The organism is Bradyrhizobium sp. UFLA06-24 (assembly GCF_054967145.1).
The window spans coordinates 110524-126345 of the sequence record NZ_JADFUE010000020.1; the positions used below are offsets into that span (position 1 = coordinate 110524).

15 protein-coding genes and 2 pseudogenes are annotated in these 15822 nt (G+C 61.5%); 7 read left to right on the forward strand and 10 right to left on the reverse strand.

Going from position 1 to position 15822, the window contains the following annotated elements:
- Positions 1–408 precede the first annotated feature (408 nt).
- From IF809_RS18305 to IF809_RS18325, 5 genes and pseudogenes are all read right to left on the reverse strand, one after another.
- Positions 409–546 (reverse strand): annotated as a pseudogene (locus IF809_RS18305) (recombinase zinc ribbon domain-containing protein); the annotation flags it as partial.
- A gap of 238 nt (positions 547–784) precedes the next feature.
- Positions 785–1123 (reverse strand): recombinase family protein, encoded by a 339-nt coding sequence (locus IF809_RS18310; RefSeq protein ID WP_462838124.1) that lies wholly within the window; start codon positions 1121–1123, stop codon positions 785–787.
- Positions 1108–1371, reverse strand: coding sequence for a recombinase family protein (locus IF809_RS18315; RefSeq protein WP_462838132.1), 264 nt, complete (start codon positions 1369–1371; stop codon positions 1108–1110). The genes IF809_RS18310 and IF809_RS18315 overlap by 16 nt, the downstream gene beginning before the upstream one ends.
- Positions 1372–2279: 908 nt before the next feature.
- Positions 2280–3360, reverse strand: a pseudogene (locus IF809_RS18320) (IS701 family transposase).
- 2487 nt (positions 3361–5847) lie between these two features.
- Positions 5848–6015 carry a hypothetical protein gene (locus IF809_RS18325; RefSeq protein WP_453983285.1) on the reverse strand — a complete coding sequence of 56 codons (168 nt, stop codon included), beginning with the start codon at positions 6013–6015 and terminating at the stop codon, positions 5848–5850.
- A gap of 105 nt (positions 6016–6120) precedes the next feature.
- On the opposite strand from IF809_RS18325, the gene IF809_RS18330 reads away from it, so the two are divergent.
- On the forward strand, positions 6121–6489 hold the full coding sequence (locus IF809_RS18330; protein ID WP_453983284.1) for a hypothetical protein: 369 nt from the start codon (positions 6121–6123) through the stop codon (positions 6487–6489).
- 295 nt (positions 6490–6784) lie between these two features.
- Positions 6785–7039: a hypothetical protein gene (locus tag IF809_RS18335; RefSeq protein ID WP_462838125.1), complete on the forward strand. Its 255-nt coding sequence runs from the start codon at positions 6785–6787 to the stop codon at positions 7037–7039.
- 70 nt (positions 7040–7109) lie between these two features.
- Here IF809_RS18335 and IF809_RS18340 read toward each other — a convergent pair whose 3' ends face one another.
- From IF809_RS18340 to IF809_RS18355, 4 genes are all read right to left on the reverse strand, one after another.
- Complete coding sequence (locus IF809_RS18340; protein WP_462838126.1) at positions 7110–7352, reverse strand: hypothetical protein; 243 nt, start codon at positions 7350–7352, stop codon at positions 7110–7112.
- Positions 7353–7588: 236 nt separating this feature from the next.
- On the reverse strand, positions 7589–8296 hold the full coding sequence (locus IF809_RS18345; RefSeq protein ID WP_453983281.1) for an outer membrane protein: 708 nt from the start codon (positions 8294–8296) through the stop codon (positions 7589–7591).
- A 286-nt stretch (positions 8297–8582) separates the two neighbouring features.
- Positions 8583–9005 (reverse strand): hypothetical protein, encoded by a 423-nt coding sequence (locus tag IF809_RS18350; RefSeq protein ID WP_453983280.1) that lies wholly within the window; start codon positions 9003–9005, stop codon positions 8583–8585.
- Between the two features lie 193 nt (positions 9006–9198).
- On the reverse strand, positions 9199–9564 hold the full coding sequence (locus IF809_RS18355; RefSeq protein WP_462838127.1) for a His-rich protein BRANT: 366 nt from the start codon (positions 9562–9564) through the stop codon (positions 9199–9201).
- 255 nt (positions 9565–9819) lie between these two features.
- On the opposite strand from IF809_RS18355, the gene IF809_RS18360 reads away from it, so the two are divergent.
- Both IF809_RS18360 and IF809_RS18365 read left to right on the forward strand, forming a co-directional pair.
- A complete protein-coding gene (locus IF809_RS18360) occupies positions 9820–10362 on the forward strand; it encodes a tetratricopeptide repeat protein (RefSeq protein WP_128965674.1) in 543 nt (180 codons plus the stop codon).
- Between the two features lie 110 nt (positions 10363–10472).
- Positions 10473–11858, forward strand: coding sequence for a serine hydrolase domain-containing protein (locus IF809_RS18365; RefSeq protein ID WP_453983278.1), 1386 nt, complete (start codon positions 10473–10475; stop codon positions 11856–11858).
- Here the strand turns inward: IF809_RS18365 and IF809_RS18370 are convergent.
- Positions 11848–13311, reverse strand: a complete 1464-nt coding sequence (locus IF809_RS18370; RefSeq protein ID WP_462838128.1) for a S10 family peptidase — start codon at positions 13309–13311, stop codon at positions 11848–11850. The two genes, IF809_RS18365 and IF809_RS18370, sit on opposite strands and share 11 nt — an antisense overlap.
- 244 nt (positions 13312–13555) lie before the next feature.
- Here IF809_RS18370 and IF809_RS18375 point away from each other — a divergent pair, with 244 nt between their 5' ends.
- The 3 genes from IF809_RS18375 (at position 13556) to IF809_RS18385 (ending at position 15591) form a co-directional block, all read left to right on the forward strand.
- Positions 13556–14335 carry an NAD kinase gene (locus IF809_RS18375; protein WP_453983276.1) on the forward strand — a complete coding sequence of 260 codons (780 nt, stop codon included), beginning with the start codon at positions 13556–13558 and terminating at the stop codon, positions 14333–14335.
- 100 nt (positions 14336–14435) lie between these two features.
- Positions 14436–14981 (forward strand): response regulator, encoded by a 546-nt coding sequence (locus IF809_RS18380; protein WP_008133731.1) that lies wholly within the window; start codon positions 14436–14438, stop codon positions 14979–14981.
- A 31-nt stretch (positions 14982–15012) separates the two neighbouring features.
- On the forward strand, positions 15013–15591 hold the full coding sequence (locus IF809_RS18385) for an Hpt domain-containing protein (RefSeq protein ID WP_128965670.1): 579 nt from the start codon (positions 15013–15015) through the stop codon (positions 15589–15591).
- The last annotated feature ends 231 nt before the right edge of the window (positions 15592–15822 follow it).

Genomic DNA, 15822 nt, shown 5'->3' on the forward strand with positions numbered 1-15822 from the left:
CAGCACCACGACGCTTTCGGCCAGTTCGCGAAAGCTGACTGCGATCTGAGGGTCTACGCGATCCCCGGCACCGGCGATTTGCTCCAAGTTCAGCCCAAGACGGCTCACCGCAGTCGGGTGAAGGTCGACAGACACAACGGTCTCGTTTGCGCTTGCCAATTCCCTTCGGAGCCGCGCCTTCTCCGCGCGTTGGTGCTGCAGCCGGGAAGCTATCTCTTCGGGTTCGAATTGTCCTCTCTCGACCGCTAGAATGAGGTTGTCGATTGCCTTCTGACAGCCTGCAATCTGTGCCTCGATCTTCGCCTTGTCGCGGCGCGCGTTCGCTGATAGTGCCCGCCTCTCGGCTAGATAAGCTTCAACGAACTTGCCCGTTTGCTTGGGGTTGTCGATTTGGGCTTTCAGCCGCGTCAGAACAAGTGCCTCGATTTTCTCGATGTAGTAGCGCGTGCCCTTGGTGCAGGAGCCGCTTTCCCGATAGCGCGTACATTGAACGCGCGGGCCAGATCGATCATGGCGCGTAAGCGACATGCCCGAGCCGCAAGCGCCGCAGCGAAGTAGCCGGACAGAAGACGGGTGGACTTCGGCCGCTTACGTGACGCAGCCGTTCCAGCCTTAAGCCGCCGTGCCCGAACCGCGTTGAACAGTTGGTCGTCAACAAATACGTAGCTCCGGGACGTCCTGAACGACCCATTCGCTTTCAGGGTTGTTACGGGTTACACGCCGGCCGGTTCTAGGGTCTTTGATTGACCGCCTCTTGTTCCAGACCACTCGGCCCGCGTACCGCTCATTCAGAAGCCCCCCTGCCCGCGCGCGGTGTTTCCGTTGATCGTGGAAGCATTCCACTTGCCACCGCGAGGGGCAGGACGTTCTCGGCATTCAACCGCGCAGCGATAGCCCGAGGAGAGGTGCCGGCTGCGTATTCCTCGAATACGCGCGTCACAACGGCAGACGTTTCGGGATTGATATCGAGGATACCGGGCTTTCCCTTCCTCGGCGTGTAGCCATACAGATCGCCCCCGGGGTTGCGGCCTTGCCGCACAGAGCCGGCCTGCCCCCGTCTAACCTTCTGAGACAATCCCTTCAAGAACAGAGCGCTCATTGTCCCCTTCAGGCCAATACGCATTTCGTTGATCCGACCATCGCGATCGTATGAATTTCAACTTCCGCAAAACTCATTTCTTCGTACAGCCGCGCGATATCCGACTGACTCCGCGACAGTCGGTGCAAATCCTTAGACAAGATTATGTCGAACGATCCAGCCTCGCTGACCATCATAGCGAACTGTCGTCGACCGAAGATCGAAGCACCGGACGCGGCGCGATCATAAAAATTGCCAACTCCCAACCCTGCTTCGCAGCAAATTTCTCGCAGACGACAATTTGGTCTTCGATAGACCGATCGTTCTGAAGGTCAGACGAATAATGCGAGTAGATCGCGACCCGCTTAGTGCCGCGTGTTGGCATTGGCTGCGCTCATTGCTTCAAGGTGATCGATACGGGCCTGATTGGGCGCAAGCGCGACGATGAACGCGTCTAGCGCCGCTTCGCTATCGTCGTCCAAGGACAGTGCGGCGTTTCCCGCAAACAAAGGAGGCGACGGCATATGTGCCCGCCGGGGTTAAGAAGCAGCGGTGACAAGATGGATTGGTGCTGAACTGAAGGACTTCCCCGGGTCCAGCTTCTAATGCTGCGATCTTCGCGCTCCGAAGGCTGCAGACTTTAACGCAGCGTCGATTGTCGTAAACTGCGTTTCGCCGCTCTTGGGGGTAGATACTTTGGTGATCAGCCACATGCTGCTAGTGCAGCCGGCGCATTCATAGAGCTTCAGCTCGACGCCTTTCGCTACGGGGAAAAGGGCCTTAAGCACTCTAGGTTGGCAGCAAATTATGCATCCAGCTTCGCCGTGCACGCTAGTCCCCATGGAAGCAATTGCGGCTCCAATGAAGTAATCTGAGTCCGAACTCGGAGGCAAGGTGGCCATCCCCTGCCGAATTCCGATAGTCGCCGGTATTCGACCGGAGATGCGCCCACCGGAAGACGAATCTACCTTGCCGCGATGGCGCCGGACGCTGCACCGATCCTTATTTGCAAGGAATGTAGGGGGCCTATGGAATACCTTGCGATACTCCCAGAGATTGCAAATCTGCCCGCTTTATACGCATACAGATGCTTACCCTGCCGAAGGGTCGACACGATCCCCATTGGCCGGACAGCGCTGGCCTGTTTCCGACCTTAGTGGCCTAGCACTACTTTGGCAGATTGTGTTTTCGCCGCTGTTTTTCACGGATTTGCTTTCGGCAATATGGGCACTGCTGAGACGGCGGCCGAAGGATGAGATCGACGATGGCGTGACGTACGGCTGGCATGGTTAGCTGAGGCGGAGGCCCGTTGATTCTTTTTGTTCCGCCCCGCGTATGCGAGGCGACGATGTTGCAGGAAGGCGTAGGCAATCATTGTCACCAGGGCGTGGCGATGGAGACCTTGCCATGATCGCCCTTCGAAGTGATCAAGTCCAAGCTCCTCCTTCAGCTGTTGATGCGCCTGCTCGCAAATCCACCGTGCCTTGATCGTGGCGGCCAGCGTGCGCAGATCCGTCGCCGCCGGAAGATTGGCGAGGTAGTATTTCTTCTCCCCGGAGGCACGTTGCTCGCCAATCAGCCAGGCTTCGTCGCCTGGGAGATGCTGCTGACCTTTATCCCATATCCGCTGCGCAGGGCCGTCGGCGGTGCGGACACGGAGAGCAGCAAAACGAGCTTTAAGCCGACCTTTCGTTCCGCTACGCCAACTCACGGTTCCATTTGGCGCTGGCCAGCATTTGTTCTGCGGGCATCGACAAGATATCAGGCACGTGGTGCTTTCGTGGTTTACCGCGGGCTTTGGTAATCGGCCAAATGAGCTTCACATCAACCGGATACACGTTCAGGTGCCGAGGGATTCCGACAGCCCAGGCCAGCCCGCGCTCGGTTAGCCCTTGTCGAAACGGTGCGCAAAGTCCGTATCCTGCATCCGCCAGCACATATCCAAAGCGCACGTTGGCTGCTATCGCGCGGTCAATCTCGACCAAAGCAATCTCCGGCTTGGACCGTGGCGTTCGATGTTCGACTGGCACGCGAGCGCGCTTCAAACGAGATACGTCGCTTGTCCAACTGTCAGGCAGAAAGAGACGTAACCCGACCATCACGGGCACTTCGCCGCGCGCAAGCGTCAAGGACACCAGTGTTTGGCAATTTGCCATTTTACCGAGTGCCGAGGCGTATTGAGCCGCAACACCGACCGAGCGCTCACCCTTCTTGGGAAGTGAGGTGTCATTTTCCCATCCTGGCATGGTCAGCCCTCCAAGAGCCGACCACCCATGAATCATTGAAAATTGATTCGGGAATCCTATAAACCGCGGCAAGATCAAGAACCTGCCAAAGTAGTGCTAGTTTGATTGTGGGAGTGGCCTGATTTCAAACACTCCAATAAGCTCGCTCTCTCGCAACAACGATTGGAGAGTTAAAAATGCGGCGCGGCCTAGCAAGAGAACGACCTTGAATCAGGCCTTCGAACTTGGCTTCCCGGCCAGTACTGCGACTTGGTTCGTATCCATTCCTTGGCTTCTGCCTCAGTTTCAAAGTCTCCGATATGCGAATCCGGTCCGCATCCTGTTTTCACGGATACAAACCAACGGCCGCCCTTCATTAGTTTTGGTTTAAACTCAGGAAATTGCTGCGTCATCCCAACAGCATGGAACTTCGAGGGCCGACAGTCCAGACTGAAGTTCTGCCCCGGCCAGACGCCACGCCCTTAACGATTTAATGCGGGACGAAATCGTCCTGAAACAATTCGGCGCTTCAATCCGCATGTCCGGGAGCGACCTTTCATCCTTAGACGTTTTCACCCGGGGCTGGATTGACACACGAATTTTTTGACGCGCGGAAAGGGTCGCCCGATCAGGCGGCCCTTTCTTCTTCGTTACCGCTTCCCCCGCACCAGCTGCGTCCAGACAGGCGACGCGCCGTCCCAACGTCGCAGGCGTCCATCGAACCGCACCCGTACCCCAGCCTCCCGTAGCCGCTCGACGACAATATGCAGCGCAATCACGTCGCCCTCTGCCAACTCCAGGCATCCCCGCTTGCGAGACCACACCGCGCCCGGGAAGCGAAAGAGATTTGCTTTAAGCCATCTGCCGCCGCGCTTTGAGAGCGGTAGCAGGTCAACCTGCGCGCCCTTCCGAGGCCTCACCGCGACATCCGGCAGGCGAAAAAGATTCGCTATCCAACCCATCTGCACCCCAGCCCTCAGGGCCGGAAGCCCGCCGCGCTTTCAGAGCGCGCGGCCCTTCTGTTTCCAGACGTGAAAAGGCCCCGGTACTCGCGATAGCCGGGGCCTTGTCCTAGCCAGAAAGCGTAACATCCCCGACCCCGGACGCTTCTATCTTCGCTGCAGTGTCCTAATTTTTGGTTGCGGCCGTCTGAATGGCCTTTCTCACTAGGAACGTCCTGCTGATTGCCACGTTTTCCTAATGCCCTACCCCCATGGGCCCCCCGAGTCGGCCCCAGCTCGCAGGGGGGCGGGGGCGAGAGCTGGGGCCTGCGCTTGGCAGGTGCCCGAATGATTAGTTGCCAAGTTTTCCCGAAGCGCGGAACTTTAAACTCTAGTCCCACTTGACGCTCCGGTCGCCATCACGGCGCCTTGGAGAGATATCTGACATGAACCGGCTACTGCTCAATGGACTTGCTGCCAGCACTCTCGTCTTGTCTTCAATCATTTCTGCGGCGGCAATGCCGGTCGCTTCGCCAAGTGTGGTAGGAGGCTCGGAGAACGTCATTCAAGTCAGGGGCGGCCATGGTCATGGACACGGCTGGGGCCGTCATGGCGGCCGGGGCCACCACTACGGATGGGGCAGAGGCCATCACTACGGCTGGCGCCATCACCGCTGAAGCAACAAGAGGCCGCCCAGTTGGCGGCCTCTCTCATCGCAATCTTGCGATGACGGGAAGCACGCTTGTAGCGTCCGCCTCTGGCGGACCGACTTGAGCCCAAATAGCGAGGGCCAAGACAAGCGCGCTGAAAACGGTCCACGCCGCCAGCCGCATCACGGCATCACCGCCAATGATGACGGATCAGTGAAGCTTGGACCTCCCGACGCAAGACATATTGCGGCAAGTAGCACGACTGCGAAAGCGATGTAGCCGAAAATAACCGAGCCGTCGTGACTGCGAACAGCAGACGCCATGGTGTGGGAAATCGCCATGACCAAATTCCCTATCCGAAATGGCGCTTCATTGCGCCACAACATTTTAGGTCCGGCCACCAGAACCGCTATGAAGCAAATCACAGCATCGGCGCACAAATTTTCGTTAGCGGTTGTATTCCTTTGATATGCTCGCAGTAATCGCCGCCAATGGCGGTAGCGGCTAAGCTGCTCCTCCAAGCCTGAAAGTCGTAAACTACTTCGCCCGCCAAATCAGTTTCAGTCCCAAAGATCGCACCGAAGTGGCGATCAAGAGCGGGCTCGTCCCAAACTCGCATGTGCCCAATCCGAGCCGGCTTTGGCATGCTGCCCTGAGTCACAAGCCTATCGAATAACTGCGGCGTCACACCGATGTAGGCTGCGGCCCGCAGGCCCCCGGCGCTGACGCTCATCACGGTCCAGATCGCTGATTTGGCGTCGCGATTGATCGCGTCCTTGCCATGCTCGCGGAAAGAGCGGTCTCGGTCACGAACTCGGCGATGGGCGCGAGGGCCGCATCCATGATTGGATCGCACTCCTTGTGCGCACGTTCGGCAGCCCTGGCATTTTCTTCGGGGGTGCTTGCCTGCGCACCGGCCTTCGCGATTTTCAAAGTCGACCAGCGTCAATCGACTAGCGATCCAGTGAGACCTCTTGGCCATCGTCGGGCCCGGCATGGACGCGCACGAGATCCTCGACGAACGCGATCACCTCCGCCCGCTTGTCAGGCGGCAGGGAGAGAAAGGCGCGCACGAGCCGCAGGCCCTGCGCATCGTCTAACGGTTCGACCTTGGACTCCATCCATCTAATGTCGGGCGCCCGGGAAAAATATGCAATCCCTTGCGGACAGTCTGCTTGATTCGGCCGCCCTGCTTTGGTGAAATAGCCCCAACAGGGTGGTGGACGATGAAGTGGATCAGGGAGCGCGACGCACTGATCGCGCAGACACTGGCCTTCGTGCAATCGGTCTCCGGGAGGAAGGACGGCTTTCGTCAGCCGGATACCGCTGCGACCGCAGAAATCGTCTCGATCCAGGCCGTGACAGTCGCGCTCAAGCCGCCGCAGGCTGATCTGCCGCAGCAGATTGCCCCGACGTCCCAGCCCTTGCCGCTACCCCCACCCTCGGCAAGCGATTTCCGCAGCGAGATGCAGGCCCGGATTGCCAGCTTCAGGAAACATCAGGAGCGCTTTGAGCGCGAGCGCGAGGACTATTGCGCGGCAACTCTGACCAAGCTACGCGCCGCAATCCGCGACGCGGCTCCGCCGCCCAAGTAGAGTCGGGTGGCCTACAACCAAGACCAAACCAGCCAGAGATTGGCTGCGCAGGCGCCGAACAGTGCCAGCGTGAGTGGCAGGAGCATGTGCCCGCAGCAGGTTTTCAGGTCGGTCGTCATGGCCCGAAACATCCGCTGATTCCGCCAAATGAGTCCCAAAGTTTCTTTTTTGGGGGATTCAGGACTCGTTAAGGACTCAGATCTTGGCGCTCTGGCGCCTTCGATCACGCTCCCGTGATCAACCTGGAACCCCTCGCCGCCTAGCGTCGTTAACGCGCTTTCCCGGAGCGGAAAGCATGCCCTACGCCCTGTTCTGCAACGACAGCCAGATCAGCAAAGCCTATCCTGACGAAGCCGACGTCTGGAAGCTCGCGCAACGGAGCGGCTTGGTCGTGGATGTCGGCACCGATGAGGAGCGGCACGGTCCGCGCCGGATGCTCGACAACGATTATGAGATCAAGTCCTGCCCCGCCGCCCAGGGCGAGGATCCGGCCAAGAACAAAGCGGATGCCGAGCGGGAATCCAGGATAGAGCTTCAGCTCAGTTCGTGAGTCGCCGAAGCCGGCAGCCAGGTCGTACGATCATCACGGAAACGCGCGTCGCAGTTTCCTGGATCGTGCTTCAGGGCGTGGCGGTCGCCAGCGAGGCCTGCTCACCGGCGAGGACCACGCAGGTCTTGCGGCGGTGCAGCCCGCGGATCGCACCCGTCACTTTGAGGACCTGCCCTGACGGACAGGAGGCGTCCTTCACGAAGGCCACCTCATAAGGTGCCAACATCAGAGGCTCGGATTTGAGGATTGTTTGGGCAGAGCACGGCAGGGCAACGAAGCATGAGAACACCGCCACCGACGCCAACCTACGCATGTTCTTACCCCACCAGCCCGGCAATTCACTAATAACGCGTTCCGGAGCACGAGTTCCGTAAGTCGCAAAAATTATTTTTGCTTTACCCGATCCCCGTGACACGCGTGAGAAGACGCGCGCCCGACTGTTTGCTTGCAAGTGACGCGCCAGATGGTTCACGCGAGGCAAACAGGCAAACGAAAGGCCGGCGGGACGCCGGCCTTTGTCAGATTGTGATCGCGCCCGCGCTCAAGAGGTCAGTAGCGCGAAGCCGCCGGGCCGCCCCAGCCAAAGCGATAGTTCACGCCGACCTTGACGGTATGCTCGTCATCCCGGCCGCGAACGCCGACGATATCGGCCGGCCCGGAAGTAAACGTGGTGCTGCCGAAATTATAGTACTGGTACTCGGCCTTGGCCGACCAGTTCGGGGCGAACATGTATTCGAGGCCGGCGCCGACGGTATAGCCGTCCTTGCTGTTACCGGTCGCGGTGAAGGCCTGCGGCACCCCGGCGATGTTGACGCCAACTCCACCATTCCGCCAAGCGTAACCGCCCTTGGCGTAGAGCAGCGTCGGGCCCCAAGTGTAACCGATGCGGCCGGTCACCGAACCGAGTTGGTCGGTGTTGGACGTCACCTGCGTGCCCAGCGGGAACGTGACACCGTTGTTGTTGGTCGGCAGCCAGGAATACTGGGCCTCGATACCCAGCACCCAATTGGGTGCGAACTGGTAGTCGAAGCCGCCCTGCACGCCGCCCAGGAAGCGGGCGTCACTCGACTGGAAGCTGCTGTCGCCGGCGAAGGCGCCGCCGATATGGCCGCCGATGTAGAAGCCGGTCCAGTTGTAGATCACTTGCGGCGGTGTGTACGCCGGAGCCTTGGTGTAGGTGCGCGGCTGGATATCCGCCGCAGCCGCCGGTGCGGCCAGCGCAAGCAGAGCTGCTGCACCGAGTAAAATCGTCTTCATGATCGTCCCCGTTCTTTCAAAATCGACCCTCGGGAAACAACGTGGCGTGAATTTGGTTGCTTCGCGGCGATGCCGGAACGTTGATCGTTCGTTACTGTGACGGGGCGGCAACAACCCGATTTTGTTCCGTCACGTCCGCCTGCGGCCAACGATTTTTCGACCGCGCAGGACCCGCCGCAACTTTTTGTCGCAAGGTAAAGCTACTCCGTTCAAAGCTCGCCAAAATGTGATCCAGCGGCTCCGGCGGTCCTTGTCGTAGCACCTGCCGATGAAGGCGCGCTTTGCGCTACCGCGTCATCTTTTCCAGTTCTGGAAACGGTGCGTAAACGGCGCCGGCGCACAGCTCGCTGGCGCGATCGACGACGCGATCGCCCCGGCCGTTGACGAAGACGACGGCGCGCTCGCGCATCGTCTTGTAGCTGCCGTCGCTCTCGCGCGGCGTGTAACGCAGGCAGCTGACATAGAACTGTCGCCCGCCGACCTCTCGCAACACCGGATCGGCCATGCCGGCGTCGCGAACACCGACCGGATTATTCAAATAGGTGTGCATCAGGGCCAGCGTGTCGCCACGAAAATTGTCGGGAAACGGCTGCGGCCCTCCGGCCTGGGTCCCTTCCATCAGGGATGGACGGTCACCATCGCTGCCGAAGCATGCCGCAAGCATCAGCGGCAGAACCAGGACTGCCGCACGTTTCGCCAATTGCCCCAAGGACAGAGTTCTCCGACCACCCAGACTCGCAGGATGTTTCTAGCTCCAAGGTTGCACAAAGGGAATTCGCTTCCGCGACGACGCGCCGGCCCGCCGCCAGCACCATGCGCTCCCGCACAGGGTATGGCGAAACGGACCGGCCTGAGCTCCGCACGGGGCGGCGGTCAACGGATGCCGCCCATGGGATCAGTCGTTAGGTACGCTTCTCGGTCGTGACCGGCTTGCCGAGGTCCGGCTGCGCCTTCAGCGACTTCTTGGCCGACAGATGCTTGTGGTGATGGCGGTGCGTCCGCACGGTTTTGTGCTCGTCGGGCGTGATCGCGGCGTTGGCGTTCATCGCCTTGCTCTTGGCATCGACCTTGGCTCCCGACTTAATGTCGGCCGTCTTGGCATCGGCCTTGACGCCGGCGTCCGGTTTGGCGGCGGTGGTCGAGACCTTGTTTTGGGGCTGATCCGCCTTGATCACCGGCGCAGTCGTGGTCTTGCCGGTTTCAGCGGCGAAGGCCGGGGCTGCGATGACGGAAGCTGCGAGCAAGGCGGCGGAAATGGTCTTCAACATGGTGGTCTCCTCTTGGAAGGATCTTGAGGCGGCGCCCTCTCGCCGACCCTTCGATCGTACGTGAGAGCCTAGATGCCGCACGCTGAACCCGTTCTGAAGCGCCTTGCAGGCTTCCGTTCATCTGGATGACAAGTTTGTTATGTTGCCCGGGGAGCGCCGAACGGCTGGGGACCACCGGGAATGTTTCCACCCGCCGGGTGTTCCGGTCTTTGGGCAATCGTGTAGGATCGCCACGTTCCATACGGGAGAACTTAGATGCGCAGACTTTCCATGCTTCTGGTACCGGGCCTTGTCTCGATGGCGCTGGCGGCCGGACCGGTGCTGACGAGCGCCTATGCCGCCGGTAGCGACGATCCCTCGCCGCCGCCGAAGTCGGATAGCTCGACCAAAAAAGGAAAGAAGAAGAGCTCTTCCGTCAGCGACCCCAAATTCCTCGCGGCCTATCGCACGGCTTACACAACGATCTACGACAAGCACGATTATACGGACGCGATTGGCCAGCTGAAGCAGCTCAAGCGTGACGACGTCGCCGACGTTGCGAACCTGATCGGCTACTCCTATCGCAAGCTCGGCGACTACCAATCGTCGAAGATTTATTACGAGATCGCGCTGAAGGACGATCCGAACCACGTCCGCACCTGGCAGTATTATGGTCTCTGGCAGCTCGAGCAGGGCAACCGAGAACAAGCGCAATACCACCTGAACAAGATCGCCTCGCTCGCCGGCACCGACAGCTCCGAGTATCGCTCGCTGGCTGCCGCGCTCGACAAGCCGACCGGCGCGACGCTCGTCTACTAAGGACAGGGCATCTTTGCATGAAATGAGCGGGCACAACCTTACCGGTTGTGCCCGTTCTGCTATGTCGGCTAGCCTTCGCGCACCTATCTCCCTCGCAAACTGGTAGCGCAATGGACAATTGGCTGCGATCCGCGATCGACTACATCAGCTCCTGGATTGAATTCCAGCAGAGCACCTTCCAGCAGCCCGGCGTCATGGTCGCCTTCGTCCACCGCGGCGAGGTCGTTGCGGAGCACGCCTTCGGTCTCGCCAATCTCGACACCGGCGAGAAGCTGACGCCGCGCCATCGCTTCCGCATCGCCTCGCACTCCAAGAGTTTTACTTCGGCTGGCGTGATGAAGCTGCGCGAGCAACGCAAGCTCCGGCTCGATGATCCCATCGGCCAATATGTCGGCGGCCTGCATCCGCACATCGCCGAGACGACGATAGCGCAGGTGCTTTCGCACAGCGCCGGGCTGACGCGCGACGGCGCCGATTCCGGTCAGTTCATCGATAGCCGTCCCTATCTCAACGCGAACGAGCTGCTTGCGGAATTGATGCTGCCGACCGCGATCGAACCAGGCACGCGCTTCAAATATTCCAATCACGGCTTCGGCCTGATGGGCCTTGTCATCGAGGCGGTGACCAAGGAGCCATATTCCACGTGGATCAAGCGCGAGATCATCGAACCGGCCGGCTTGCGCGAGACCGAGCCGAATGCACCGCTTCCGAAAGGCGCGCTGTTCGCCCGCGGCCACACGCGAAAGCTGCCGCTCGGCGAGCGCTGCGTGATTCCCGGCGACAATCCCGCCCATGCGATGGCGTCGGCCGCGGGCTTCGTCGCCACCGCCGCAGACACCGCGCGTTTCTTCGCCCAGCTTGCGCCGAGCGCCAAAAAGAGCGTGCTGTCGGTCACGAGCCGCCGCGAGATGACACGACACCATTGGCGCGTGCCGCAGAGCTTCGAGGCCTATTACGGCCTCGGCGTCAACGCCGGCAAGACCGACGGCTGGGACTGGTTCGGTCATGGCGGTGGCTTCCAGGGCTATATCTCCCGGACCTGCGCCATTCCCGCTTGCGAGCTCGCAATCAGCATCCTCAGCAATTCCATCGACGGCGCGGCGCCGTTCTGGATGGACGGCGCGATGCAGATCCTGAGGGTCTTCAAGACACGCGGCGCGCCCGACCGGCGCGTGCGCGACTGGACCGGCCGCTGGTGGACGATCTGGGGGGCGACCGACCTCGTGCCCGCCGGCAACCGCGTCCTCGTCGCCAATCCGCAGTTCAACAACCCGTTCATGGATGCCCCCGAGATCGAGGTCACCGGCCGGGACACCGGCAGGCTGGCCTGGGCGGCCGGCTATTCCAGCCACGGCGAGCCGGTGCGGCGCGTCCGCGACAAGCGCGGGAAGATCAGCGACATCTGGCTCGCCGGCGCCGACATCAAGCCTGCGAACGTTGTGGCACGCGAGATCGCGCGGCGCTACCCGCCGCGCAAGAAACGCCCTACTCCCTGATCAGCGCCTCGACCTCTCCGCGAAACGCCTGACGCGAGCCGTCTCGCGAATAGAACATGTGGCCGCCGGGATAGACGACGAACTTCACCCGTGATGTTGCGAAAGCCGGCAGCTGGTCGAGCGCCCGCTGCGTGCCGAAATAAGGCGTGGCAAGATCGAACAGGCCATGGGCGACCAGCACGTTCAGCTTTGCATCGGTAGCGAGGATCTGGCGGAGCTCCGATAGTGATTGTGGCGGGTTGATACCGCCGCCGAAATCCCAGTTGTGCTCGACGGCGCCGTTGAGCACTTCATAGGAGCCGTCCGGGCGCCAATTGAGTTTTCGCGTGAGCACATCAACCGCGGCGCTCGTCAGCGGCGCCTGAAGCGCATCGCCCGAGGGGTCGCCGAACCGCGAGCTGCTCGAATCCGGATAGGGATCGAAGCCGCGCACGGAAGCGTCGTAGCGGCCGGTCACCATGCCGTTCTTGCGATCGAGTTCGCGGCGGAATTCGCCGACATCGAAGCGCCCAGCGAGCCTGCGGCTCACCACCTGGTCGATGCCGGTCAGCCCAGCGACCTTGTCGGCGAGGCGATTGGTCGCCTCCTTGTCCGCCTCGCCCTTGACGAGATCGGCCAGGAATTCGCCGCGTGCATAGGCCTCTACATCGGCGAGATCGGCGCGCGTCACCGGCCCCTTGGCTTCCCGCGCCACCGCGACATAGCTCGGTAAGGTCGCGACATATTGCAGGAGGCTGGTGCCTGTGAATTCGCGGAAATCCAGCAGTGGCGACACCAGGATCAATCCCCTGACGCCGACACCGTGCTTAAGCTGCAACTGGCGCACCACCTTCGGCCCGCGGATGCCCCCATAGCTCTCGCCCGCGACGTATTTCGGCGAGGTCAGGCGGTTGTGCTTCTCGAGCCAGCGACGGATGACGAGCGCAATCGAATTGACGTCGCTGTCGACCGAATAGAATCGTTTTCGCGCATCCTCGCCTCTCGCGATGACACGGCTGTAGCCGGTGCCGACGGGATCGATGAAGACGAGGTCGGTGAAATCGAGCCAGGTCTCCGCGTTGGCCTTCACCTCGGGCGAAGCCGACGGCGACAGCCTCTCACCGTCGAGCGGCAGCCGCCAGGGCCCGACCGCGCCGAACTGGAGCCACGCCGAGGAGGCGCCCGGCCCGCCGTTAAACAGGAACGTCACCGGGCGCGTGGCGCGATCGGGGCTATCGAGCTCGTAAGACGTGGTGGCGATGTCGGCGAGCGGCTCGCCCTTGTCATCGAATACGCGGATGGAGCCCGCAGTTGCGGTGAAATTGAGCTGTCTCTTATACACATCGTTCGTCGGCAGCGTCAGATGTGTATAAGAGACAGGCGGATCGTCCGCGCGCGCCAGGCCTGCGAGCGCGAATGCCGCCACCGCCAGGACCAGGCCCGCACGGCGCAGCGTCGGCAAGCTCAAGACCATGATCGTTCTCCCTACCCGCCCGCGCTCCGCACCTTCCCCGGCCTTAACCAGCAATTGCGACAGTTTGGGGATCCGAGGCCGGAGACCGGCTTCCGGGTCCATCGCCCCGGTTTGCCCTCCGGACGTAACACCGGGCTCGCGGGCATTTGCCTTGCCGGCCGGTGATCCTCGACAATGGAGGCCGAGGTCGTATAGACGACCTCGGCGGAACTTTCTCGAGCCAGCGGCACCTGCCTGGAAGCCCATGACCAAGCCATCGCGATACGACCGGATCGCCTTCGTCGCCAGCCCGAGCAACGAAGCGCAGGCCGCCTTCCACCAGCTCACGTCGCAATACGGCAATTGCGATCCTGAGGAGGCCGACGTCGTGGTCGCACTTGGCGGCGACGGGTTGATGCTTCAGACGCTGCACCACCACATGCGCTCGGGCAAGCCGATCTACGGCATGCACCGCGGCACGGTCGGCTTCCTGATGAACGAATACTCGGCACACGATCTCCGCGCGCGGCTCGCGGCGGCGCATGAATCCGAGATCAATCCGCTCTTGATGCGCGCGACCGACGTCAACGACCGCGTTCACCTGCACCACGCCATCAACGAGGTCTACCTGTTCCGGCAGACCTCCCAGGCGGCGCGCCTGCGGATCCTGATCGATGAGCGCGAGCGCATGCCCGAGCTGATCGCCGACGGGGTCATTGTGGCGACGCCGGCAGGCTCGACGGCGTACAATCTGTCGGCGCAGGGTCCCATCCTGCCCATCAACGCGGCGCTGCTGGCCCTGACGCCGATCAGCGCCTTCCGGCCACGGCGCTGGCGCGGCGCCCTGCTGCCCAACACGGCCTATGTCGTGATCGAGGTGCTGGAGGACGACAAGCGTCCGGTTGCGGCCGTCGCCGACCACGAGGAAGTCCGCAGGGTCCGACGCGTTGAGATTCTCTCCGACAAGAGCATCTCGATGCGCATGCTGTTCGACCCTGGCCACAGCCTGGAAGAGCGCATTTTGCGCGAGCAGTTCGGGTACTGAGCCCCCCTCCCGGCCCACCTGTCGGAGGCCCGGTCGCAACCCTTCATTAACCTCCGGCGCGATATGGTTAACACCCGTTGACCGCTTTGGCCCGGACGTCATGTTCCGTATCGACTTCAACAAGCTGCGCTTCCTCGTCTGCGACGACAATCCGCATATGCGCCGCATCCTGCGGACGCTGCTGCATTCGTTCGGTGCGCGAGAGGTCTATGAGGCCGAGGACGGCGCGACGGCGCTCGAAATGTACAGCCATTACGTGCCCGACATCGTCATCACCGATTGGGCGATGCCGATCTTCGACGGGCTCGAGCTTGCACAGATGATCCGGCAGCCGGAATCCAAGGGCAACCCCTACGCGCCGATCATCATGCTGACGGGGCATTCCGAGAAGCGCCGCGTCACCGTCGCGCGCGATGCCGGCGTCACTGAATTCCTGGCCAAACCGATCTCGGCCAAGGGCCTCTACCAGCGCATTCTCAACGTGGTCGCCAGTCCCCGCCCCTTCATCAAGACCAAGACCTATTTCGGCCCGGACCGGCGTCGCAACACCAACTCCGCCTATATGGGCCCGGAGCGCCGCGTCGGCGAAAAGCACGAAGTGCTCCAGCAGCCCTCGCTGCTCGACAAGGCCCGCTCCTCCATCTAGCGCAGACGTCTCACACCACGAGGCAGGCATCATGGCGAAGAACAGCGCAAAGGACATCGAGGTCAAGGCCTTTGCCACGCATCACGTCATCACGCAGCCCAATCCGCTGCGCAAGGTGCTGCGCCGTGTCGAAGAAAAGGACATGGACGATCCGATTGGCCGCGCCGAGCAGGCGCTGGCCGGCCTCTCCAGCGAGTTCAAGGACTGGATGACGACCGAGGTCAACCGGCTGTCGGCCGCCCATGCCGCCATCCGCAACGAGGGCTTCACCAAGGAACGGCGCGACGAGCTATTCCACGCCGCGCACGACATCAAGGGCGACGCCGCGACGTTTGGCTTTCCGGCCGCGGCGGGCGTCGCCGAGAGCCTCTGCCGCATCATCGAGCATGCGCCGGATCTCGAGAAGGTCCCGGCCGAGCTGTTCACGCACCACATCAATGCGATCATCGCCATCGTGCACGAAAACACCAGGCTCGACAGCATCAGCGTCTCCGCCGAGCTCAGCCGCCGTCTGCGCAAGGTCGCCGACGACTATCTCGCGGACGTCAACCGCGACCGCCCGGAGCATCTCGAAGTGATCCTGGCGCCGAGCATCGTGCCGGCGGAGTAAAGACTCCGACTCTCTCTCCTCGTCATTGCTGTGCATGTTCACTAATTCGCTGATCGAATTCATCCTGTTCAGGGAGGATTCCGATGCGAGACAACACCTTTGATCGGACGATTGAGCGGAACTACGTTACGAAGTGGCGTTTTCTGATCGCGGAGTATGAGGAGGTAAAGGCCGGCCGGTCGACGGCCTTCCGCCGGGTGGGGGACTTCTACAAGCATCACGGGACCTGCT